The following is a 24114-nucleotide window of genomic DNA, read 5'->3' as shown; positions in this document are numbered from 1 at the left end:
TATCTGTTGCATTCTTTTTTCAAATTGGTATGACATACGAGAATTAAAAACCAGGTTTCTGAATCTCTGCTGAGTCGGAAACCTGGTTTTTTAACAATTCTGAGTTCTGAGTTCTGAATTCTGAATTCTGAATTCTGATTTAATATTCAATTCCCGGTTGTGCTTTGACACCTTGATCGCGGAAAGGGTGCTTAACTAGGGTCATTTCAGTTACTAAATCAGCACGCTCAATTAAAGCAGGTGGTGCGCCTCTACCTGTGAGAATAACGTGTTTGTTAGCGGGTTTTTGTGCCAAACCGGCTAAAACGTCTTCTACAGGTAAGTAAGCCATTTTAAGGGCGATATTGATTTCGTCTAACAACACTAGATGAAAGTCTGGGTTGCGGATGTATTCTAATGATTTTTCCCAAGCGGCGCTAGCTTTGTCAAGATCGCGATCGCGGTCTTGAGTCTCCCAAGTAAAGCCTTCGCCCATTGCGTGAAATTCTATCTGGTCTTCCCAATAGCTGAAAACCCTTTTTTCGGAAGGTTCCCAGCTACCTTTGATGAATTGAACGATCGCTACTTTATACCCATGACCGAGCGATCGCAACACCATCCCCAAAGCCGCAGTGGTTTTACCCTTACCGTTACCAGTATTTACAATAATTAATCCTTTTTCTGGTACAGCTTCTGCTATGCGCCTGTCTTGCACTTCTTTGCGTCGCTGCATTTTTTTGCGGTACTGTTCATCAGTCAGAGATGAAGACATTACCTCATCAATCAAGCGTCCAATTTCTTGGTCTGGGTTCAATTCTCGCGGTGTATCGTTTTTCATCAAGCTTGTCTAGAAATAACTGTTAAAAGTGTTGAAAATGAACCAAAATCGCCTTACTTATCCAATTTCACTTACATTACTTGATTGAAAATATCCAGTAATTTTTCATGTGAAATATTAATAGTGTGTTAGCTTTATTAATGATTTGCAGACAAGTGGAACTATATATGATACACAAACTGAACTTATAATTTGAGTTTACTATTACTGTTTTAAATAATCTAATATGTTCATTAAAGCATTTTACCAGTAAAATTTTATGATTATTATCTTCTTTAGTACAGTAATGAGTTAGATACTTTAAGTATCATAAGTATGATGTCTAATATCATGAGTTATGCATTTATGGATGTTGTTATTTCCATTTTTCCCATAAAGCCTGCGTATCTTCTGGTTGCCCGTCATAGTTGAGCAATTGGTCTGAAATTATCACCCATGACTGGGCACTGCGTGTCCAAATGTTACCTACTGGGCGTAACCAACTGGTATCATCTAAGGTTCCAGCTTTGACATTGATAGTATTTGGATTGTAAGTCCTTTCATGGAACAATCGCGTTCCGCAGTCGCCACAGAATAGGTTATTTACCTCACGTCCGCTATCATTTTTCCGAGTCCAAGATTTCGGTTTTCCCTGAACAATTACAACAGCATCTCGTAGTACTGTAAGAGACATACCAAAGGCACTAGAGGATTGTTTTTGACACTCCTGACAGTGACATAGGTAAAGTGTTAACGGTTCAGCATTAATTTCATAACGAATCTGTCCACATTGACAACCTCCAGTATATGGAAGGCTCACAGGTTTTATCTCCTAACAATTTGTATCACCTTATTGTAACTAAAACTATCTCAATCTTAAAGCGGGTTTTAATAGACAGAAACAGAAAATATGAGAATACGAGAAACTTTTCATTATCTAAACTTTCCTAAATCTTTCTCATTCTTCATATTCATCCGATTCATCATCCTCACTCCAATACTGTTGAGGTGCATTTCCGTGAACTTCTAAAATCTTCGGTTTTTTGATTTTGTTATCAGGTGGATTAATTGCTTCTAACTGCACATCAAATTTCCAATTGTCGCCAAAATCATAAAGATAGGTCATTTTACCACCCGGTTCTAGAGATAAATCACCAATCTGCACTTGGTCGGCAAATGGGGGTGTTTCCATGTAGGCATGACCGATTTTTATGATGCGCCCAAAATGGTCTTTATAACTAAACTCATACAGGTGATCGTAATCAAAGTCAAAAGCATCAAGAATTATCTCTGCTAGCCAGCTTAATGGTTTTTTTGCTGGTATGGCAATGCGTCGCCAAGCCTTAAAAAGAGATACTTTGAAAATATAAATACCATCGGTGAAGCCTTGCTTAGGAACAAGTAAATTATGCTTCCATTCTGGAAAAAATGGTTGAAAATGTGACTGTAATTTTCCAAAACTCACATTCACATCATCCTGTAATTCTCCTCGTATCCCCAATGGAAAAAGGAATTGCAACAGAGCATCACCAAAGGGTAAGCGTTGTAAACTAGTAATACGCCACCCCTTGCCTTCTTGTGGTTTACCATGTTTGATAAATAAAAATCCAAATAACTCTAACAGGGCAACATTATGCAGTCCGGGGTAATAACTAATATTGTTTTGATCTTCATATTTAGGAAATTTTAAACCTTTATCTGGAACGCGGGGCCAAAGTTGAATACATCTAAATAAATTACCTAATGAATCTTGATGTTCACCCAAAACTTCGTTATTTCCCCAAATCAACCAAGCTTCTAATAAGTTGAAATAACGTTCTGTTAGATTGAGGCTTGACCATGATTGCAAAGTTGCTGCATCTAAAACTAAAACCTGCTTCTTCCCTTGGGATCTAATTTGGGCTATTCCAGAACTGCGTAATAACAGATATAGTCCATTAATGTAGGGGTATGATTTCTGTAGGGGGCGTTTGAGTTTAGTTTCAATTGGGTGACTTAACCGAGAATTAACTTCTGATAGGACTTTTAGCGGTAGAAGGTTATTAATACTACTAACTTCCACTCCGTTTGGTTGCAAGAAATCTATCAGAGTTTGAAAGTCATGCAAAATCGTACCGGGTTGATTTTCATCAATACTGAGTTCTTGTAGGAGTTTTTGTTGTGACTCTGTTAAGGAAGGCAGTTCAGGATTGAGTGTGCGTTCTAGTCGCGCAAATAAATCTTCCATAAATAAAAATTCTAAATTCTCAATTCACAATTTAACCTTCTGTTTAACCTGTTTTCTTTATACTATGACTACGAAGTTCTCCTGATAAACATTGACCTGCCAAGTGTCACAACAGGACTATTAACACCGTAAGTTTAATGAAATGTGAATGATAATATTTTCACCTTCTACTTGACAATCCCAGAAATTTGATATGAATAGTAACACTCGCCTACAGATGATTTTAGCTGATACACGTATTAATACAGTATTACCTGCGATCGCTCAACTAAATCTACCTAACTGGTGGTTAGCCGGGGGTGCAGTCCGAAACACCGTTTGGTCTTCAATTTTTGGCAATGACTGTGGATTAATTATTAAAGATTTCGATATTGCATTCTTTGATATAGAGGGGAACCGTTCTCAAGAACTAGTGGCAAAGGCGACTCTCACAGAACAATTTCCTGATGACGAGTTTGATGTCAAAAATCAAGCCAGTTTTGCTCGTTGGCGTCTTGGTAGCAGACCTTATACTAGTACAGAGGATGGCATCGCAGATTGGCTGCACACCGCTACTGCTGTGGGAGTTCGACTAAATGCTCAAGGACAATGGCAATTTTTCACACCTTACGGGTTGGATGACCTATTTGGTGGCATTATTCGACCTACGCCAACGCATACTCATAATTTGGATGCCCATAATAAGGCATCTGGATTTTTACAGAAGTGTCCTTATCTGCGGTTGGCGTAAAAGTTACAGTCAGATTTTAACCGCTAGTTTCCATTACCAGGAAATAATCGCTTTTTAATTTACAACCCTTTGATACTGAAGCGCAATGTTAATAATTTTCTAAGTACTGGGAATAATTAAACTAGAACCCCTTTCACGATAGAACAGGGATGATGCTAATTTTATAACTTTACAGGCAAAAATCAATGCCAAATCTTACTGGATACCAAATCAACTCGACTCTCCACGAAGGAATCCAAACAATTATTTATCAAGCACAAACGCCAAAGACGCAACAGCGAGTTATCCTCAAGCTGCTTAAAAATGAATATCCGACTCTTGAAGCCTTTACTCGCCTTAAAAATGAGTATCAAATTCAGCAAGGTTTAGACCATCCCAATATAGTTAAAGCTATCAGTCTAGAAACCTTTGAAAACCGTGTGGGATTATTGTTAGAAGACTTTGGTGGTCAGTCTTTATCTCAACTGCTTCAAACAAAAAAACTTGACTTAATTAACCATTTAAAGATTGCTATTCAACTGACTAAAGCTTTAGATTATTTGCATAATAATCAGATTATTCATAAAGATATCAAACCTAATAACATCATAATTAACTCCCAGACAGGTATTGTTAAACTCGCTGACTTTGGTATAGCCTCCCGTCTCAATAAGGAAAATCCCCAATTTAATAACCCGAACTGCGTTGAAGGCACACTTGCCTATATGTCTCCTGAACAAACTGGGAGAATGAATCGCATTCTTGATTATCGTACTGACTTTTATTCTCTTGGTGTGACTTTATATGAAATGCTCACTGATAAAACACCATTTGTTAGCCAAGACCCCCTAGAAGTAGTTTATAGTCACATTGCAGTTCAAGCGAGAAACCCACAATCATTAAATTCACAAATTCCTACCGCCATCTCTGAGATTGTGATGAAGCTGATGGCAAAAAATGCGGAAGACAGATATCAAAGTGCTACAGGATTATTAGCAGATTTAGAATTATGTATTAAGCAGTTAGAAACTAAGGGAATTATCACTGATTTTGTGCCAGGTCGTTTGGATATATTGAGCCAGTTATTAATACCTCAAAAATTATATGGTCGTGAAGAACAAGTTAATGAACTTTTAGCTGCATTTGAGCGAGTGACATCTGGAACTAGTGAAATGATGCTAGTTTCTGGCTATTCTGGGATTGGCAAATCAGTTCTAGTCAATGAAGTTAATAAACCCATTACTCGCAGACAAGGGTACTTTATTTCTGGTAAATTTGACCAGTTAAAACGGAATATACCTTATGCTTCTTTAATTCAAGCCTTTGCATATTTAATGCGGTATTTGCTGACCGAGAATAATGAAAAAATAGAAATATGGCGTAGTAAAATATTATCAGCTTTAGGGACAAATGGAAAAGTTATTACTGACGTAATTCCAGAAGTAGAATTGATCATCGGGACACAGCCGGAAGTTGCCCAAATTGGGGCAACAGAATCACAAAATCGTTTCAATCATGTTTTTAAAGAATTTATCCAAGTTTTTACTCAAAAAGAACACCCATTAGTCATCTTTTTAGATGATTTGCAATGGGCAGATTCAGCTACTTTAAATCTAATTCAACTGCTCATAACTGATACAGACAGCAAATATTTTTTATTTATTGGGGCATATAGGGATAATGAAGTTAGTTCAGCACATCCTTTAATCCAAAAGATAGAAGAGATTAAGAATAGTGGCATGGTTGTTAATAATCTTGTATTGCAACCCTTAAATTTAGGCAATGTAACTCAGCTAGTTGCCGAAACTCTTCAAAAAATAGAGGTGAAGCAGGATGAACAAACAGAAGTCTTTAATCAAGAAATTATTAAACTAGCTGAGTTAATTTGTAATAAAACAGGTGGAAATCCATTTTTCATAACACAACTAATTCAGGCACTTCATCAAGAAAAACTGTTAACGTTTGACTTTGCTAATGCTAAATGGCAATGGAGTCTAGAGGATATTCAAGCAATTGGAATCACCGATAAGAATGTAGTTGAATTAGTTGCCAGCCGAGTTGAAAAACTACCACAGTTCACTCAAGATGTTTTAAAATTAGCAGCTTGTGTGGGTGACAGATTTAGTTTGGATGTTTTATCGATAGTCAATGAAAAATCACCTTCTTTGACAGCAAATGATTTACACTCAGCTTTGCAAGCGGGATTAATTCTGCCTTTAAGTGAAGCTTACCGCATTCCTTTAGTTTTTAATCAAGAAGAAGCGGTTAATTTAAATTTCGACACTTCACGGGTGGGTTACAAGTTCTTGCATGATAGAGTACAGCAAGCAGCATATTCCTTAATTCCAGAAGAACTTAAGAAATCTACTCACCTGAGAATTGGGCAATTGCTTCTTAAAAATATACCTAAAGAGGAAATAGAAGCTAATATTTTTGATATCGTCAATCAGTTAAATGTAGGTATTGTTAACCTGATAGAGCAGTCTGAAAAAACTGAATTGGCACGATTAAATTTAATTGCAGGGCGAAAAGCTAAAGCTTCTACAGCTTACGAAGCTGCTCTTAAATACTTCACAAATGGGATAGAGCTTTTAAATATAGACGCTTGGCAAACGGAATATACCTTAACCATTGGTTTATATGAAGGAGCCGCAGAGGCAGCCTATCTGGGCGGTGATTTTGAGCAGATGCAAAAATGGGCTGAGGTGGTGCAGCAAGAAGCAAAAATTCTTTTAGATAAAGTGAAAGTCTATGAAGTACAGATTATCGCTTCTATCATTCAAAGCAAGCAATTGAAAGCTATTCAAACCGCAGTATCAATTCTGCAATTGTTAGGAATAAGTTTTCCAGACGAACCGACATCAACTGATATTCAACAGGGGATGGATGAAATTGCTGTTTCTTTGAAAGGGAAAGCCATCGCAGATTTAATTAATTTACCATTAATGACCGATCCTAACAAGATTGCAGCTATGAGAATATTAATGGGAGTTCTCCCTGCGGCTTTTCAAACTGCTCCGGCAATGATGCCAATTATTGTTTGTAAAATGGTCAATTTGTCCTTAAGGTATGGAAATACAGCTGTATCTGCTTATGGTTATAGTCTTTATGGATTACTTCTTTGTGGAGTTCAAGGAGAAATTGATTCTGGCTATAAATTTGGAAAATTAGCTTCACGTCTGGTGTCACAATTTAATGCTGAAGAACTCAAGGCGAAAATTCTGACGGTTGTTAGTGCCCATGTTATGCATTGGAAAGAGCATATTAGAGAGACATTAACATCATCAATGTCAGGATATTCTAGTGGTCTGGAGACTGGAGATTTAGAATATGCTGGTTATTGTGGTTACATTTATCCCTATCATTCATTTTGGCTGGGTAAGGAACTTTGGGTTCTAGAAAAAGAACTGATAGCTTATTGTGATTCGCTGAAAAAAATCAAGCAACAAGTAGCTTTCACTTGGAACTCAGTGTATTTGCAAACAGTTCTGAACTTGAAAGGAAGTTTTGAAAATGTGGACTGTTTAATTGGAGAAGCTTACGACGAGGAAAGTATGCTGCCAATTCATCAGCAAGTAAATGACCTTTACACAATTAACCACTTATTTGTTAATAAGCTAATGCTCTCTTACATATTTGGGGAGTATTTTAAAGCTGTGGAAAATGCTGCGATCGCAGAAAAATCTTTAGGTGGTGTTACAGGCTTGTTTGTTGTTCCAGTGTTTTATTTTTACGATTCTTTAGCCCACTTAGCAGTATATCATACTGCTAAAGAGTCTGAGAAGCAAGCTATTCTAGAAAAAGTCCAAGCTAATCAGCAAAAGATGGAACTCTGGGCTATTCATGCTCCCACCAATCACTTACACAGATTTTATCTCGTCGAGGCAGAACGGTATCAGGTTTTGGGTCAAAAGCTTGAAGCAATGGACTATTATGAAAACTCGATTGCCAAATCTCAAGCAAACGGTTTTCTCCAAGAAGAAGCTTTAGCCTATGAGTTAGCTGGAAAATTCTATCAGTCTTTAGGTAAAGAATTAATTCATCAAACTTATATAACTAAAGCCTATTATGCCTATATTCGTTGGGGTGCGATCGCTAAAGTTAAACACTTAGAATCAAAGTATGTTTTTCTAGTAGGACAAACTACTACCATAGAAAACACTAGCTCAAAAATTGATACAACTCATATTACCACTAACACTACTACCAATAGCAGCTTGAGCGATTTTCTAGATTTTAATGCATTCATCAAGTTTTCACAAGCGATTACTAATGAAATTGTTTTAGAAAATCTACTGGGTAAGTTGATCCAAATTTTACTAGAAAATGCTGCCGCACAAAAAGCAGTGCTACTCTTACTTAAAGAGAATCACCTGTATATTGAAGCTTCTGGAAATGCTACTGACGATGTAGTGACGGTTTTACATTCTATTCCTGTTGAAACCTATCAAGATTTACCGCTGTCTGTAATTAATTATGTTCTTAGAACTCAGCAATATATTGTGTTAAATGATGCAATAGTTACAGAGCCTTTTAATTTTGACATCTATATCCAAAAATCTCAAACAAAATCAATCTTTTGTTTGCCCATTATGTACCAATCACAGCTGACTGGTATTATTTATTTAGAAAACCAGTTATCATCAGGAGCTTTTGTTCTAGAAAGGGTAGAGGTATTAAAAGTCTTAGTTTCTCAAATGGCTATTGCCATAGAAAATGCCAGCTTGTACACAAAGTCGCAAGACAAATCTAAGGAATTAGAAGAATCGATAAAAGATTTACAAGAGGCACAACTACAACTTATCCAAAGTGAAAAAATGTCTTCTCTGGGTAATTTAGTTGCAGGTGTAGCACATGAAATAAATAACCCCATCAGTTTTATTACAGGTAGTATTGCCCAAGCAAAAGATATTGTTAAAGATTTAATAGACTATCTGCAACTGTACCGAGAAAAATTCCCCAATCCTGGCGCTGAAATTGAAGAAAAAGCCGAAGAGATAGATATAGATTTCCTGATAAAAGATTTACCTAAAATGATTGATGGTATGACAGTGGGGACACAGCGCATTCGTAATATTAGTACCTCTCTCCGTACTTTTTCTCGTGCTGATACTACCTCTAAAGTGTTAGCTAATATCCATGAAGGTATTGATAGTACTTTGATGATTTTACAACATCGTCTGAAAGCTGATCATAATCGTCCAGCAATTAAAATTATTAAGAATTATGCAGATATCCCATTAGTAAAATGCTATTTGGGACAATTAAATCAGGTATTTATGAATATTATTGCTAATGCAATCGATGCTTTAGAAGAAGCAAATATCGGCCGTGATTTTTTAGAAATTGAAGAAAAGCATCCTAATATTATTACTATTGAGACTTATCTACAAGTAGATAATGACATGGTGGTAATTAAGATTCAAGATAATGCCAAAGGAATGCCTGAAGAAGTAAAATCCTGTATTTTTGAGAATTTATTTACTACCAAATGTGTAGGAAAAGGTACGGGATTAGGATTATCTATTAGTCGGCAAATTATAGTTGAAAATCATGGTGGAAATTTGACTTGTGAATCAGTTTTGGGACAAGGGACACAATTTATAATTTCTATTCCCATTTTGGGAGAATAAGGAACTTTTGATAGTTGTAGCCGCAGAATCTCACCTTCTCCAAGCAGTTGAGGAGCATATCACAAATTTTGTAGGATTGCTAGAGTAATTTTATTTAATTTCTGAAAATTGGCAAACTGAAATTCATTTTGCTGTTAATCGAAGTATGTAAGTGCTAACTTTATTACTTAATCAAATCAACACAAACTTAGTTACAATTAACACTTGTATCTCATTGATTAACTGTTATAACTAATTGTATACATCAATTCTTGTACATACTAGCTTTGTAATTTACTAGAAAAGAGCTTTTCTAGCAGATATAAAACATAATTGCTAGCAAAATATGCAAGCATATTGCCAGTTTTCATAAGCTAAAAATTATTAGCCTAAACTTTAGTTTGTGGGAAAGTACAAGATGCGAAAATCATAAATAATTAAGGAAGTCATCTTGTGGAAAAAAGAAGAGAAAATGGGGGAATAGTTTCAAAGGCTATTTCGTTCCTGTTAAATCGTATAACCTTGATTGTGCTTGCAGTCACTCTTGTGTTGTTTGTTGGAGGTAAGTTTGAACTAGCAAGTGCGGCTCAACCTAACGCAGAACTAGAAATTCAAAAATTAACATCCTGTTACGCTCTGGGAACTGACGCTATTGGTAGAGGAAATCTCCAAGAAGGAAAAAATATTTATCGGGATTGTTTTACTCAAGATTCAGTCCTCACCGCCATTTTTCCTGATGGGGCAACTCAAACAAATTATGGGACAGATTCTTGGGCAGATTTTGTCTATTCAGTATTTCAAGGAAATGGTTATACAGCTACTCAACACTTGATGGGTACAATAAACATTTCAGTTCAAAATAATCAAGCAACGATGACTTCTTACCTCCATGCGACTCACAAACGCTCGGAAACCAGCATTGATGTTGCTAATGGCACTTATGAAGATCAAGTCGTCAATAGAAATGGACGCTGGAAAATTCGTAATCGTACCCTTAAACTCATCGATTTCTTGAATCTCAGTTCGCCAACTACTGCTTCTTCAAGCACTAATGCCCGAAGTGCTAACTCCTCAGCTACCTTTGTCAGACCAAATATACCTCGTTTAAAAGAATAATTCTTGAGATTGGAATAACACTAATACGGGTTGGATAAGTATTCTTTACCTCCCTTATGACCGGAAAAAAGGGGTGAATTAAAATATTCACACCCTTTTTTATTTGCCACTTGAGTAAAATATAGTGCAAGATAAACAACCTTTGCAGTCAGTCTTTATTCTGCTTGATATATGAATAGAGAAGTTCGCGATCGCTCCGAGGATTTACAATTAAGCATGGACTATTCCCGTGACTTCGATTACTTACAATAACTACAGTAATGCCCATACGGGGACAAACTCCTAAACAACTGGTGCTAACTACTCGAAAATCACCCCATAATCCCTCAAACTTTAAACGAGATTTCAACCAATTCTCTAAGGCTTCGGAAGCAGTTGAGCCTAACTGCTCGTTTGCACATTGCGAACACACAAGCACCAAACCAGACTTCCATCGGGGAGAAACGGTTGGAATAGAAGTTTCTAATCGAGTATTTATTAGAGGCGATGGTTGCTGAGAATTGGATGCAGACCTCTTAAGGATACGTTTGAATAATGCTTTAATACGCTGTAGGAATTTTTTCATGGACTACCCTACCTATTTATCTGACAAGATAGTGTAAATTTCCTGTTTAGTCTGTTCTAGTAGATCGCCCAAGAAATGCTAGTCTATGCCAAGTCGTTTGTAGGGGATGTAGAATTTTCACCTATAGACGCCAAGGGGACATGATCTTACTATCTTTAATTGCAACTCAGTATTACAATCTAGGGGTTCCCACTCGCTGGGGAAACTACATGGAATTAAAATATGACTAAGCTGATTGAATACGAAGAAGCCAGCGACGAAGTACGTGCAGTGTATGACGACATCCGCGTTACACGTCAGAATGACTACATTAATAACTTTTGGAAAGCCATAGCCAACCATCCTCCCACTCTGCAACGAACGTGGCAAGCGTTAAAAGAAGTGATGGTTAGCCCTGGTGAGATCGATCCACTGATGCGCGAACTGATTTATATTGCTGTGAGTGCGACGAATGGCTGTGAATATTGCGTTGCCTCGCACACAGCAGCAGCGCGTGCCAAGGGTATGAATGATACTATGTTCGGGGAACTAATGGCGATCGCAGCTACTGCCAATATGACCAATCGCCTCGCCAATGGCTATCAGATTCCGGTGGACGAGAAATTCAAGACGTAGGAGTTTAGTCTTGTCTATCCCTACTTAAAAATAAGGTTTAGCAGAATCATTTACTATGCCCAAGGTTCAGATTAACGGGATTGATTTGTTCTACGATATTAAGGGAACGGGTGAGCCTTTACTATTAATAGCTGGCTTTCTTTGCGATCATGCTTATTGGTCGCTGATTATGCCATCGCTGGTTTCGCAGTATCAAGTCATTCGCTTGGATAACCGAGGTATGGGGAGAAGTTCTGCTCCCGAAAACCCCTATAGTCTGAAGCAGATGGCTAGTGACGTTGCAGCATTGCTCGATCGCATCGGAATTGATCGGGTGCATCTAGCAGGTCATTCAATGGGTAGTCAGATAGCCCAAGAACTAGTGTTAGCACACCCTGAAAAGGTAAAAAGTCTGATGCTACTCTCATCTTTAGCAAAAGGTGATGCATTATTCAACAGCATCATCGAGACTTGGGGCGAACTTCCTAGTAATGTAGACCTAAAACTTTATGAAAAAGTCATATTGCCCTGGATATTTACAGATGCGTTCTACTCAATTCCTGACATGATTGAAGGTCTGATTGAATTTGCGATCAGATATCCTTTCCCACCTGCAACTCATTCACTCTATCATCACAGCCAAGCCATCCTTAGTAGTGACACAATAAACCGCCTCCAACAAATTCATTGTCCTACCTTAGTTATGGTTGGTAAACAAGATATTCTCACTCCGCTAAAGTTTTCTCAACAACTTGCTCAAGGTATTCCCAATGCCGAACTTGTAGTCATCGAACGTGGTGGTCACGGCTTCTTGATTGAGTCGCCGGATGCTGTGGTTGCAGCCATGCTCAATTTTCTGGGGAAATTGAAGCCAGCTTATAGCAATTTTTGATTCTTAAGAGAATTTACCAAAGCCTCCACCGCCAGGAGTTTCTATGACAAAAATATCTCCCGTTTTCATCTCTACTGTTGCTGTGCTGTTTAAATTCTCTTCAATTCCATTCTGACGTTGTATCCAGTTTCGTCCTACTTTTCCTGCTTCCCCGCCATTTAATCCAAAGGGAGGAACAAGCCGATGACCAGAGAGAATATTAGCTGTCATCGGTTCTAGAAATCGAATGCGGCGGACAACTCCATTACCACCCGAATATTTTCCTTTGCCACCGCTGTCAGGGCGAAGACTAAAGCTTTCTAATAGTACAGGATAACGGGTTTCTAAAACTTCTGGATCGGTCAAGCGGGAGTTAGTCATGTGAGAATGAACACCATCAGTACCATCAAAATTAATTCCTGCACCAGAGCCGCCGCAGATAGTTTCATAATATTGATATTGCTGATTACCAAAAGTAAAATTATTCATAGTTCCTTGAGAAGCAGCCATAACACCCAAAGCACCATATAAAGCATCAACAATAGTTTGAGAAGTCTCTACATTACCCGCGACTACTGCGGCTGGATAGGTTGGGTTGAGCATACAGCCAACCGGGATAATAATTTCTAAAGGATTAAGACACCCGGCATTGAGAGGAATATTATCATCAACTAAAGTACGAAATACATATAAGACTGCTGCTTGAGTTACAGCTTTGGGAGCATTGAAATTACTATTTAGTTGTAGAGAAGTTCCTGTAAAATCGATGGTAGCACTGCGGTTTTCTGGGTGAATCGTTACTTTAACTTGAATTTGTGCATCATCGTCCATTTTATAAGTAAACGAGCCATCCTTGAGAACTGCGATCGCACGTCTAACCGACTCCTCAGCATTAGCTTGCACAAATTTCATATAAGCTTGAACAGTATCAAGGCTGTATTGTGAAACCATTTTCCGCAGTTCTTGAACTCCTCGTTCATTGGCGGCAATTTGTGCTTTTAAATCAGATAGATTTTGGTCAGGGTTCCGAGCCGGATAAGTATGATTTGAGAGATGCTGTTTGACTGCTGATTCTCGAAAATTTCCCTCTTCAACTAAGAGAAAATTATCAAAGAGAATTCCTTCCTCTTCTACTGTGGTACTGTGTGGAGGCATAGAACCGGGAGTAATTCCACCAATATCTGCTTGGTGTCCGCGAGAAGCAACAAAAAATAGGGGGGTAGGGAATAGAGTATTTTCACTACTTTCCAAAAATACAGGAGTAATTGCAGTTACATCAGGAAGGTGGGTTCCGCCATTATAGGGGTTATTAGATAGATAGACATTTCCTGATTTTAGAGTCTCGCCTTTATCATTAATTAAACTGCGAACACTTTCACTCATTGAGCCTAAATGTACAGGAATATGGGGGGCATTTGCTACTAATAACCCAGAAGAGTCAAAAATAGCACAGGAGAAATCCAGTCTCTCTTTGATATTCACGGATGTGGCTGTGTTTTGTAACACAATACCCATTTGTTCGGCGATAAATTGATAGAGATTTTTGAATATTTCTAAACGGACGGGATCTGGTTGCATTGCTGTGTACATATTTTACTCTTATTCTTTGCTATCATTATCTACCAAAGTGATTTCAAGTAGTCCAATGAAGATTCGCTCTGCTACACCTGATGACGTATTACTAATTTTTTCCTTTATCCAAAAAAAGTCTGAGTTTGATAGAAACATTGGTGCTTATTCTGGTGTACTTCAAGTTACTGAAGATAAAATACGTAAAACAATTTTTGGAACAGTACCTTTCTCTTACGTTTTATTTGCAGAAACCTCAGAGCGTGTGGTTGGGTTCGCTTTATATGGATTTAGATACTCCTCTTTTGTAGGACAACCAAGTATCTGGCTTGATGATTTATATGTGGATGAAGATATGAGAAGTCAGGGAGCAGGAGCCGCGTTAATGAGTTATTTAGCTCAAGTTGCAAAGGATCTTAACTGCACTCATCTTGCTTGGAATGCTGATGTTCGCAACATCCGCGGACTTTGTTTTTATAATAAGCTAGGTGCAAAAATTACGGAGCAAAAAGGTAATCGCTGTTTTTTAACATGGACACCACAAATACTTATTGTATAAGCGGTTTATAGATGCTGTAGAATTAAATGATTGTCCTCAGTTAATCTCGCTTGCCAGTTAGGCTCAACTACAATTGTACTAATTTTTTCGACAACGATCGCAGGCCCATTAATACTATCTTCTGGTTGTAAATCTTCTCGCCGATAAACAGGCGTATCATACCATCTGTCAGCAGTAAACATCTTTACTATCTCAACAGCTTCGGGCGCTTCATCTATAGAACGTGTACGAGTAATTAAGGATTCTTCGGGAGTTTCCATCTTCTGAATTACTTCCACTGAAGCGGATTCGACAATTAAAGTTTTCTCTAATTGAATGAAACCATAACGGGATTTATGTTCAACCTCAAATTCTTGTCGCATAAGTCCCACATTATCGGCAAAGCTAATGGTCAAAGTAGAGTTAGTCCCTTCATATTTCAAGTTGACTTTTTGGACTATTTCTGTTTGAGTATTAGCTTCATTTATTTCACTTCTAGCTTGAGTTTCTAAATATTCCATTAACTGGTGTAATTTAGGAATTAATGCTTGAGTTAAAGGTTGTTCAACTCCTCCTTCTCTAATTGCTCGCACATCAGCTAATCCCATTCCGTAAGCAGAGAGAACTCCCGCATAAGGATGTAAAAATATTGTTTTCATTCCCAAAGTATCGGCAATTAAACAAGCAACTTGCCCACCTGCACCGCCAAAACAACAAAGCACATATTGGCTGACATCATAACCCCGTTGCAGACTGATTTTTTTAATTGCGTTTGCCATATTTTCCACTGCGATCGCAATAAATCCTGCGGCTACTTGTTCGGGAGTACAATGATTTAATGTAGCGGCTTGAATGTCTTGGGTTAATTGGGTAAATTTTTGAATAACAATATCTTTATCTAAAGGTAAATTGCCATCAATGCCAAAAACTGAGGGAAAATATTGTGGGTGAATTTTACCTAACATTACATTGGCATCAGTAACCGTTAATGGCCCGCCACGTTGATAACAAGCAGGGCCAGGATTTGAACCAGCAGATTTAGGGCCAACACGATAACTAGAACCATCAAAAAAGAGAACTGAACCACCACCAGCAGCAATAGTATTAATTGCTAATACAGGAACTCGCATTCGCGCCCCAGCGATTTCCGAATCTAGTTGTCGTTCGTACTCTCCTTTAAAGTGGGCAACATCTGTACTTGTCCCTCCCATATCAAAGGTAATAACTAACTCAAAACCTGCCCTTTTACTAGTTTGTACTGCGCCGACAATCCCGCCAGCCGGGCCGCTTAAAATACTATCTTTGCCTTGAAATTGTTCAGCTGCAACTAACCCCCCGTCAGATTTCATAAACATTAATTTGACGTTGGGTAACTGGCTCGCTACTTGGTTTACATAGCGGCGCAGAATAGGAGTTAAATAAGCATCGACTACTGTTGTATCTCCCCGGCTAACCAACTTCATTAAGGGACTAACTTGATGGGATACAGATATTTGGGTAAAGCCGATTTCTTGGGCAAGCTGGGCTATTTGTTGTTCGTGTTTAGGATAGCGATCGCTGTGCATAAAAACAATAGCACAACTCCGAATTCCTGTATGGTAAACTGCTTGTAAGTCACTTTTGGCTTGTTCAATATTTATCGGTATTAATTCATTTCCATAAGCATCGTAGCGTTCGTTTATCTCAACAACCTGCTCATAAAGCATGGTTGGTAAAACTATATGACGGGCAAAGATGTTAGGACGGTTTTGGTAGCCAATTCGCAGTGCATCTTTAAATCCTTTAGTTATCAGAAGAACAACTCTGTCTCCTTTCCTTTCTAATAGCGCATTTGTTGCTACTGTTGTCCCCATTTTTACCACTTCTATGGCTTCAGTAGGAATGGGTTCGTTGCTAGCAATACCCATGATATCTCGAATACCTTGGATAGCTGGATCTTGATATTGTTCGGGATTTTCTGAAAGTAGTTTGTAGACTATAATCCATTGCTGATTAGGCAGAGGGACAATTAAAAAACGTTCGGTATGTTTTGAAAGTCTATCGATAATTGCTTGATTATTAGTAACAGCAACAATATCTGTGAATGTACCACCACGGTCAGCAAAAATTTTCAACATTACTCTGTTTCCTGTATAATCATAAAAAATTAGGAAATAGCTCTAAATATCTGTTGTCAATTAATATTCATCTACAAATTGAGGATGAACCCAGAGAAATTCACGGCGTTTGTTCTGCACCCGCACTAGACCACCAAAACTAGGATCTTTTTCTTTCAATAAGGCGTGTAATTCTCGCAAAATCGAGCCTTGGGCGCGGATTGCATCGCCTTCCAAGAATGAGGCATCGCTCTTGGACTTTCCAGCCAAAGCCATATCACTTCCCTTCAAAGTAGACTCGATGCTTTTTTGTCCCAAATCGAGTTGTTCTTCAATGGCTTTGTAGGTAGTATCATCCAGTATAAATTTAGTTGCCGAACCTGCCACAGGTAAAACTAAGCTCAAAGTTCCGGTCAAAATTCTGAGATAGGGGACTGCCTTGGTGAACCACTCACGCGGCAAGTCCAATTCATAGACTCCCTTTTTCTTGTCATTGGGATTTAAGGCTGGAAGTGGCTGACGTGCGTGTTCGCACCAAAGGGTGAGTTGAAACTTAGCACTCATCCATTTGGGGCGATCGAAAAATTTCGGATCGATAGGCTTAAAGCTAAACAGGCGCGGGCCGTCTTTTGCTTCATCGGTGAGCATCTGCATTAGTTCTGCAAACTGCTGATCGACCTGGCTTAAAATGGTACGTTGCTCTTGAGATAATACCTGAAAACGTGCTTGATCTAGGCGATCGTACATAACCAAATCTTTGCGGATGACGTTTAACTCGTCTTTCACAATGTATCGGAACTGCTCAATGCCAATTTCTTGGGATGGGGGTTGAGCAGTTGGCGCATTATTCAGCAATTGATCGATGTTTTGCCATTCGCCACACCCGGAAATGGGACACGGGAACTCATGGCGATTTTTCTTTTTGCTTTCAATTAGTTTTTGTACCTCAAACAGTCCGTTTCCAGGGGCATTCATACCGCAAGTTTCAATGCAGGGAACCATGACGTTACAACGCAATCCTTCCCAGAAATTCTCGACTAGCCATTTAATCTCTTCTGTAAGATAGGACAGAAACCTTTCGGGATAAGCTGCCCGTACTGTAATTTTTACATCAGTGCCAACATACTCCAGCAATGCCCGACCGTTGTAATCGTTGTCAAGCATTAAGCCCCGTTGCCAGTGGATGCTGTTTTCGTAATTAGCCCGCCCCAGTGAGTATTTGTGCAACCGGACAATCAACTGGTAAAATAATCCTTCTGCAACTGCAAACTGTCCACGACTATCCACAATGCGGCAGATTTGCACCTGTTGTCTGTCTCCCGCTTCCGGTTGTTCTTCCCAATTGGGTAATCGCTCCGGGCGTGTGTCGGGAACGAGTTGAGCAATGAGGCTGGTATTGCTAGTTTCTGATGGATCGAAAACCACTTTGTAGGATAGATCAAAGCGTTTCATCAGCCGCAGAAAGATTGGATGCAATTTTGAGGGGTAGCCTTCTTCGCCTGCAAATGGGGGATGGCTCCACAACTGGCCCAGATGCTCAAATTCCACCAAACCGTTGCGTTTGCGTGTCGTTTCATCATCTAGCACGAAGCTGATCGCTTTTGCCAACCAGTCGGGTTTGAGGATGACGATATCGCGTAGTGTTGGGTCGTAATGGTAATGGATGAAATGCCCTAATATATGGGAGATGCGAAGGAACAGTTCTGCTTGCTCATCATCGATTCCCTGTTCAGCGCAGATGGCAATAACATCATCGTAGGGAAGATAGGCTTTGTCACTTGTCTGTAAGGTTTCCCGCACCCGTTGCCACTTTGCTGGAACGGAACGCCCCATTTCGGGAAGAGATGCAGCGACACGAGCAATAGTATCTTTTAATTCTGCAAGCCCAGTGCAATGTGTCGTATCTTGGTTGGGTTTGCTGTCTATATGGAAGAAATCAATTACCGTATCTTTGCCGAATTGATCGAGAATTTCTTGTCTGTTAATATCCGGTTGTCGCTGTCCGGGGCCGCCGTGGGTTGCGACGACCAACACCTTTGCATCTGGTTCTCGATTTTTGATCAGCGTAATCCACTCTTTGACGAAGCCCTGCTGGGGGCCTTCTCGTGGTTTCCACACCACTAGATACACGGCTGGCGCACTGAAAAACAACTGGTGCGTCGGTCGATAAACTCGTTGACCGCCAAAATCCCAACCATTCAACGTGATTTCTATGCCACTGTCAGGAGCAGTGACGGTTACAGGCTTAATCTCAATTCCGTGAGTCGTGGGGCGATCGTCCACCCATTTATCCTCCCGCAACGCTCCTAACAGACAACTCTTGCCGACCTCACCCTCACCGATTAAAATCAGCTTGGCTTCATTTAGCGTTAACTGCTCCTCTGCTTTTGCCCGCAGGTATTGCAAGACAGCATCAAGTCCCTGTTCATATGCCGCAGCTAGTTCAGCGTTCAAGGGATTTTGGTCAAGATTAAGTTCAACTAACTGAGTTAGTTTAGTAAAACTGTGAGGCAGTGATGTCAGATGATTTCCATGAATGTTTGCTATAAAAATTTGGTAAGAGGAAATTCGCTTTCCTCCTAAGTAGAGTTTTCTTAACTGTGTTAAATTACCGATTTCATTGGGAAGCTGCTCAATTTTATTGTTGATCGCATAGAGTTCTCTCAAACCTTCTAAGCTCGTGATTACGTTTGGAAACGAGACAAATTTATTTTCAGAAAATGATAGTGAAGTTAGTTTTGTTAGATTCTTGATTGATTCTGGCAGTTCCGTCAATTGGTTGCTGGAAAGGTTAAGCTCGTACAACTGGTTCAGAAATGCGATCGCCTCTGGTAATACCGTCAAATTGTTACTGGAAAGGTCAAGATTTTGCAACTGGGTCAGGGATGCGAGCGCCTCTGGTAATACCGTCAAATTGTTACTGGAAAGGTCAAGATTTTGCAACTGAGTCAGGGATGCGATCGCTTTTGGCAGTTGGGTCAGTTCGTTGTTGGAAAGGTAAAGCTGTTGCAACTGAGTCAGAGATGCGATCGCCTCTGGCAATGCCGTCAATTGATTATTGGAGAGGTTAAGCGTTTGCAACTGAGTCAGGGATGCGATCGCCTCTGGCAGTTCGCTCAGTTGGTTATCCGAAAGGTTAAGCTTTTGCAACTGAGTCAGGGATGCGATCGCTTCTGGCAATGTCGTTAATTGGTTGTTGTCGAGGTAAAGCTGTTGCAACTGAGTCAGGGATGCGATCGCTTCTGGCAATTGGGTCAGTCGGTTGTTGGAGAGATTAAGCTGTTGCAACTGCGTCAGGGATGCGATCGCTTCTGGCAGTTCCGTCAATTGGTTGTTGTCGAGGTAAAGCCGTTGCAACTGAGTCAGGGATGCGATCGCCTCTGGTAGTTCGCTCAGTTGGTTGTGGGAGAGGTTAAGCTTTTGCAACTGAGTCAGGGATGCGATCACTTCTGGCAGTTCCGTCAATTGGTTGTTGTCGAGGTAAAGCCGTTGCAACTGAGTCAGGGATGCGATCGCCTCTGGTAGTTCGCTCAGTTGGTTGTGGGAGAGATTAAGCTTTTGCAACTGAGTCAGGGATGCGATCGCCTCTGGCAGTGCTGTCAGTTCCATGTTGCTGAGATCAAGTTCTATTGCTCCCTCTTGCCGTGCCTGTTCAATACACTGTTCTGCTTCCCAATAAGCTCTATCTCTTGCCATGACCAAATCCTTTTTCTCACTACCAAAATCGGAGTAATAGCCAGACTTTTTCTAGGTAACAGCCTATACAGGTGGTTTAGCCAGAAAATCTCAGCCTAACATTCTAGCAACGCTAAGGGTGAAAATTTAACCACGTCAAATAATATTGACAATTAGATAGGTTGTTGATTTAACGGAATTACAATTACAAATTCTGTTCCTTTTCCAAGAGCAGAAATACATTCTAATTTTCCCTGATGTTTTTGAGTGATAATCTGATGACTAATAGATAAACCTAACCCAGTACCTTTATTAACTGGTTTAGTAGTAAAAAATGGTTCAAATAATTGTTTTTGTACCTTTTCGGGAATGCCTATCCCATTGTCGCCAATGCAAATAACTACCTGATTGTCGTTAGTAAGTTTAGTCTGAATGTGTATCTGGGGAGTAGAAAGCGCTTTTTCCCCTACTTCCCGCTCCCGTTCGGCTTCGCTCACGGCAAGCCCATTTTCTACAGCCTCTTCTAAAGCATCGATCGCATTTGCTAAAAGATTCATAAATACTTGATTCAGTTGTCCAGCATAACATTCTACTAATGGCAGGTCGCCATATTCTTTAATCACCTCAATTGCTAGATTGGTAGAAGATTTAGGTTTGAGGCGATGTTCCAAAATCATTAATGTATTATCTATACCCTCATGGATATTCACAGCTTTCATCTCTGTATCATCTAAGCGGGAAAAGTTTCGCAGAGATAAGACAATTTCTGTGATTCGTTCCGCACCAACTTTCATAGAAGTTAGCAAGTTGGGCAAGTCTGCAATCAGAAAATCTAAGTCGATTGCTTCTGTTTGTTTTTGAATTTCCGTTACTGGATTAGGATAGTTTTGCTGGTATAGTTGCAACAGTCTCAACAAGTCTTGGATATATTGATTGGCATAGCCGACATTGCCAGAAATAAAATTGATTGGGTTGTTGATTTCGTGCGCTACACCTGCTACTAACTGCCCCAAACTCGACATTTTTTCACTATGCACCAATTGAGATACTAGCTGCTTTGCTTCTTGACGCAATTGTGCTTCTGAATATCGCAATATCTGCTCTGCTTGTTTGCGCTGGGTAATATCGTGGAGAATGACGACATATTCCTGAAAATCTTGATGAGGTCTATCTGAGATGGAAACTTCCAGAGTTCTGTTTTTCCCATTGCCGATTAAAATTTGTTCGCTACGCTTTGTCCACTGCTCTGGATAGGATACTAATGCAGGTAGCCATTTGTTAAGGTGATTTCCCCGCAACTCAGATGGGTTAACACCAAAAAACGATTCGGTGGCTGGGTTAGCTTGCCGGATAATGCCTTGATTATCTACGACTAAAATCCCATCTTGGGCAACAGTAAACAAGTGTTCGGCAGCTTCTCTGGCTTCTGCGATCGCCACCACTTGCGGTAAACTTGTCCAACAAGCGATCGCTACTCCCACAAATGCCACGCTCATCAGTAGCACTACAAATATATTCTCACCGCCCGCAGTTCCCACATTATTAAGTTTGACGCCAAATAACCAGCCAACTCCCACGGCGCTGCACAGTAAAAAAATCAGGATGCTCACTTGAAGAATTACTGAATCTTTGATAATGACTACAGGGCGGGTACGATATCGTCGCATCCACCAACTAGGATGGAATGCAGGGAAGTCTACACGGCGAATCACTGCATCTATGCCCATGACAGCAATGGGAGATAATAACCCAATTAGCAAGTTAAGCCAACCCCAGGCAAATCCGCCTACCAACAGCACTACAACTTCTAACAGCAGAATGGCTAGAGATATGCGGGGGAACAAAACTTCCGGGCGATCGCGCCGCAGCCAAAGCCCCAGATGCAGTAACATAAATGAGACAAACCAACCGATGTTACCAACAGCGACGATTCGCGCCACATCTCCCCAAATCAGATAGATTAAGCACAATACCAGTGTCAATGTCAATGCTGGGACAAACACACCCCGATGGGAGACAACGGAAAATACTGGCGAAATATGGTTATCTAAAGCCAGTTGATACAAAATTCGCGGGCAATTAGAAACCACCGTTGCCGAACCGAGTAGACAAGCTGCTACTAGCAAAAAAGAAATACTGATACCAGCGAATCTTCCCCAAAAGGGCTGGGAAGCAGCCACAAGATTCAAAAAAGCATTGTCTTTAAGATTCGGATTTGTTGCTAATCGCATTACTACCCAAGAACCCCCCAAAAAGATGGGTGGCATCATCCAAGCGGCAATGTCTAGAAAGCGCAGCGTTTGAGTTGGGTTGCGGCTATCGGCAACAAAGGAAGAAGCTGTTTCACAGCTGTAGGTTGCATAAGTGACAAAAAAGAACCACTTTGCCCAATCCACGAAGCTCAAAGATGACCAACTGCTAGGAAAAAACCCAGGACTAACGGGAGAAAATGTTAACCAGCCAAGACCTTGCACACAGAAGGTCATTAGCAATCCAAAGGCTGGAATGACAAAAAACAAATGTAAAATACTCAGGGCGCGAGTCCCACTAAACGCCACGATAAAGGGTAACAGTGTAAAGCTAATATCTAGAAATATCTCTGGACAGGCAATACCCAGCGGCTCCAAATTTACTTTAATTAAGTCTCTGAGTACGATTGTATTAACTGAGAGGTAGGAAACCCAATTGAGGAGATATCCAATTGCTGCATAACGAGCTAGTCCTGGGTAATTTTGCAGTAGCTTGGTAGCATAGTTAGGTGTTCCTCCAGCTACATTGATGAAATGCATACCTAAGCGTTTTACCTGATAATTAAGCAGCATTCCAAAAATCACCGCAGGTATCCAAACAAAAATAGCTTGGGAACCTAGAGCAGCATGAATCGCTGGAACCAATGCTGTCCAAGAAATATGAGCTGTCAAACCAAAGCCCCAACTTTCAACAGCACTCAAGCTTCTAGTTAAGCGAGGGTAAGAAGATTGGCCCAATGTGGAATGAGCAAAGTTGGACATGATTAGCAGTGTTCGGTGGGATACTGTAATTAAGCTTATTAGCTAGAGTTCCCATCTACTAAATCTTCTGCACAAAAACTTTTTGTAAGGAATCATACTTAGGTGTTTAGTATATCACCAGAGAAAATTACCTTAGTTAATGTTCACAGGTGGAGCGGTCGCTGTTTTTACTCGACAGTTGGTGTTCACAGGTGGAGCGATCGCTGTTTTTACTCGACAGTTGGTGTTCAAAGGTGGAACGATCGCTGTTTTTGCTCGACAGTTGGTGTTCAAAGGTGGAATGGTGAAGTTTTGAGGTCGAGTCTAGAAGCGTGGGAACCTGCGATCGCCACAATCCAATCCTTGATACAGGCTAAATTATTAATTAGTTTAATTTTCCTGCTGCGCGTCTAAGCAGCAACTCGTCGTCAGGCATCGCCTCTGTAAAACCTGAAATGACTAACGAAAAACTGCTGGAAATTATTGAACAAGCTGCCAGAGAAAAGCTGACAAAATTAAACCTTTCTGGCAAAGGCTTAACAACCCTGCCACCGGAAATTGTCAAACTCACCAACCTGCGATCGCTCTACCTCCGCAGTAATCAACTGAGCAGTCTGCCACCGGCAATTGGCCAACTCACCAACCTGCAAACCCTCGACCTCCGCTACAATCAACTGAGCAGTCTGCCATCGAAAATTGGCCAACTCACCAACCTGCAAACCCTCGACCTGGGCAGTAATCAACTGAGCAGTCTGC

At 40.1% G+C, this 24114-nt stretch carries 16 protein-coding genes; 8 read left to right on the top strand and 8 right to left on the bottom strand.

The annotated features are described in order from the left end of the window. Positions 1-139 precede the first annotated feature (139 nt). From cobO to RMX69_RS03820, 3 genes are all read right to left on the bottom strand, one after another. Positions 140-817 (bottom strand): cob(I)yrinic acid a,c-diamide adenosyltransferase, encoded by a 678-nt coding sequence (gene cobO / locus RMX69_RS03830; protein ID WP_322636562.1) that lies wholly within the window; start codon positions 815-817, stop codon positions 140-142. A gap of 355 nt (positions 818-1172) precedes the next feature. Beyond that, positions 1173-1616 (bottom strand): GFA family protein, encoded by a 444-nt coding sequence (locus tag RMX69_RS03825; RefSeq protein WP_322636561.1) that lies wholly within the window; start codon positions 1614-1616, stop codon positions 1173-1175. A gap of 138 nt (positions 1617-1754) precedes the next feature. Further along, positions 1755-3023 carry a plasmid pRiA4b ORF-3 family protein gene (locus RMX69_RS03820; RefSeq protein WP_322636560.1) on the bottom strand — a complete coding sequence of 423 codons (1269 nt, stop codon included), beginning with the start codon at positions 3021-3023 and terminating at the stop codon, positions 1755-1757. Positions 3024-3216: 193 nt separating this feature from the next. On the opposite strand from RMX69_RS03820, the gene RMX69_RS03815 reads away from it, so the two are divergent. The 3 genes from RMX69_RS03815 (at position 3217) to RMX69_RS03805 (ending at position 10460) form a co-directional block, all read left to right on the top strand. After that, positions 3217-3753, top strand: a complete 537-nt coding sequence (locus tag RMX69_RS03815; protein ID WP_289795588.1) for a nucleotidyltransferase family protein — start codon at positions 3217-3219, stop codon at positions 3751-3753. A gap of 185 nt (positions 3754-3938) precedes the next feature. Beyond that, the gene (locus RMX69_RS03810; RefSeq protein WP_322636559.1) at positions 3939-9365 is read left to right on the top strand and encodes an AAA family ATPase; all 5427 of its coding nucleotides are present in this window, start codon (positions 3939-3941) and stop codon (positions 9363-9365) included. Between the two features lie 432 nt (positions 9366-9797). Then, a complete protein-coding gene (locus tag RMX69_RS03805; protein WP_099102184.1) occupies positions 9798-10460 on the top strand; it encodes a nuclear transport factor 2 family protein in 663 nt (220 codons plus the stop codon). A 148-nt stretch (positions 10461-10608) separates the two neighbouring features. Here the strand turns inward: RMX69_RS03805 and RMX69_RS03800 are convergent, their stop codons facing one another. Further along, positions 10609-11025 carry a (2Fe-2S) ferredoxin domain-containing protein gene (locus RMX69_RS03800; protein ID WP_322636558.1) on the bottom strand — a complete coding sequence of 139 codons (417 nt, stop codon included), beginning with the start codon at positions 11023-11025 and terminating at the stop codon, positions 10609-10611. Between the two features lie 222 nt (positions 11026-11247). Between RMX69_RS03800 and RMX69_RS03795 the strand changes: the two genes are divergently transcribed. After that, complete coding sequence (locus RMX69_RS03795; protein WP_322636557.1) at positions 11248-11640, top strand: carboxymuconolactone decarboxylase family protein; 393 nt, start codon at positions 11248-11250, stop codon at positions 11638-11640. 55 nt (positions 11641-11695) lie between these two features. Continuing rightward, a complete protein-coding gene (locus tag RMX69_RS03790) occupies positions 11696-12511 on the top strand; it encodes an alpha/beta fold hydrolase (RefSeq protein WP_289795584.1) in 816 nt (271 codons plus the stop codon). 3 nt (positions 12512-12514) lie between these two features. Here the strand turns inward: RMX69_RS03790 and RMX69_RS03785 are convergent, their stop codons facing one another. Next, positions 12515-14080 carry a hydantoinase B/oxoprolinase family protein gene (locus tag RMX69_RS03785; RefSeq protein ID WP_322636556.1) on the bottom strand — a complete coding sequence of 522 codons (1566 nt, stop codon included), beginning with the start codon at positions 14078-14080 and terminating at the stop codon, positions 12515-12517. Positions 14081-14135: 55 nt separating this feature from the next. Here RMX69_RS03785 and RMX69_RS03780 point away from each other — a divergent pair, with 55 nt between their 5' ends. Further along, positions 14136-14618, top strand: a complete 483-nt coding sequence (locus tag RMX69_RS03780) for a GNAT family N-acetyltransferase (RefSeq protein WP_289795582.1) — start codon at positions 14136-14138, stop codon at positions 14616-14618. Between the two features lie 5 nt (positions 14619-14623). Here RMX69_RS03780 and RMX69_RS03775 read toward each other — a convergent pair whose 3' ends face one another. The 3 genes from RMX69_RS03775 to RMX69_RS03765 form a co-directional block, all read right to left on the bottom strand. Further along, a complete protein-coding gene (locus tag RMX69_RS03775; RefSeq protein WP_322636555.1) occupies positions 14624-16714 on the bottom strand; it encodes a hydantoinase/oxoprolinase family protein in 2091 nt (696 codons plus the stop codon). Positions 16715-16774: 60 nt separating this feature from the next. Further along, a complete protein-coding gene (locus RMX69_RS03770; RefSeq protein WP_322636554.1) occupies positions 16775-20389 on the bottom strand; it encodes a leucine-rich repeat domain-containing protein in 3615 nt (1204 codons plus the stop codon). 152 nt (positions 20390-20541) lie between these two features. Further along, positions 20542-23379, bottom strand: a complete 2838-nt coding sequence (locus tag RMX69_RS03765; protein ID WP_322636553.1) for an ATP-binding protein — start codon at positions 23377-23379, stop codon at positions 20542-20544. Positions 23380-23518: 139 nt separating this feature from the next. Between RMX69_RS03765 and RMX69_RS03760 the strand changes: the two genes are divergently transcribed. Both RMX69_RS03760 and RMX69_RS03755 read left to right on the top strand, forming a co-directional pair. Beyond that, positions 23519-23674, top strand: a complete 156-nt coding sequence (locus RMX69_RS03760) for a hypothetical protein (RefSeq protein ID WP_322636552.1) — start codon at positions 23519-23521, stop codon at positions 23672-23674. A 139-nt stretch (positions 23675-23813) separates the two neighbouring features. Beyond that, positions 23814-24114: leucine-rich repeat domain-containing protein (locus tag RMX69_RS03755; RefSeq protein ID WP_322636551.1), on the top strand; the 301-nt coding region annotated here is incomplete at its 3' end.

The organism is Nostoc sp. EspVER01, assembly GCF_034530635.1.
Lineage (GTDB): Bacteria > Cyanobacteriota > Cyanobacteriia > Cyanobacteriales > Nostocaceae > Nostoc.
This window is presented reverse-complemented; position numbering and strand designations above follow the sequence as displayed.

Bases quoted from the DNA above. Each gene is read 5' to 3' on its own strand.
- cobO (WP_322636562.1), bottom strand. From the start codon at position 817: ATGAAAAACGATACACCGCGAGAATTGAACCCAGACCAAGAAATTGGA.
- RMX69_RS03820 (WP_322636560.1), bottom strand. From the start codon at position 3,023: ATGGAAGATTTATTTGCGCGACTAGAACGCACACTCAATCCTGAACTG.
- RMX69_RS03815 (WP_289795588.1), top strand. From the start codon at position 3,217: ATGAATAGTAACACTCGCCTACAGATGATTTTAGCTGATACACGTATT.
- RMX69_RS03810 (WP_322636559.1), top strand. From the start codon at position 3,939: ATGCCAAATCTTACTGGATACCAAATCAACTCGACTCTCCACGAAGGA.
- RMX69_RS03800 (WP_322636558.1), bottom strand. From the start codon at position 11,025: ATGAAAAAATTCCTACAGCGTATTAAAGCATTATTCAAACGTATCCTT.
- RMX69_RS03795 (WP_322636557.1), top strand. From the start codon at position 11,248: ATGACTAAGCTGATTGAATACGAAGAAGCCAGCGACGAAGTACGTGCA.
- RMX69_RS03790 (WP_289795584.1), top strand. From the start codon at position 11,696: ATGCCCAAGGTTCAGATTAACGGGATTGATTTGTTCTACGATATTAAG.
- RMX69_RS03785 (WP_322636556.1), bottom strand. From the start codon at position 14,080: ATGTACACAGCAATGCAACCAGATCCCGTCCGTTTAGAAATATTCAAA.
- RMX69_RS03780 (WP_289795582.1), top strand. From the start codon at position 14,136: ATGAAGATTCGCTCTGCTACACCTGATGACGTATTACTAATTTTTTCC.
- RMX69_RS03775 (WP_322636555.1), bottom strand. From the start codon at position 16,714: ATGTTGAAAATTTTTGCTGACCGTGGTGGTACATTCACAGATATTGTT.
- RMX69_RS03770 (WP_322636554.1), bottom strand. From the start codon at position 20,389: ATGGCAAGAGATAGAGCTTATTGGGAAGCAGAACAGTGTATTGAACAG.
- RMX69_RS03765 (WP_322636553.1), bottom strand. From the start codon at position 23,379: ATGTCCAACTTTGCTCATTCCACATTGGGCCAATCTTCTTACCCTCGC.
- RMX69_RS03760 (WP_322636552.1), top strand. From the start codon at position 23,519: ATGTTCACAGGTGGAGCGGTCGCTGTTTTTACTCGACAGTTGGTGTTC.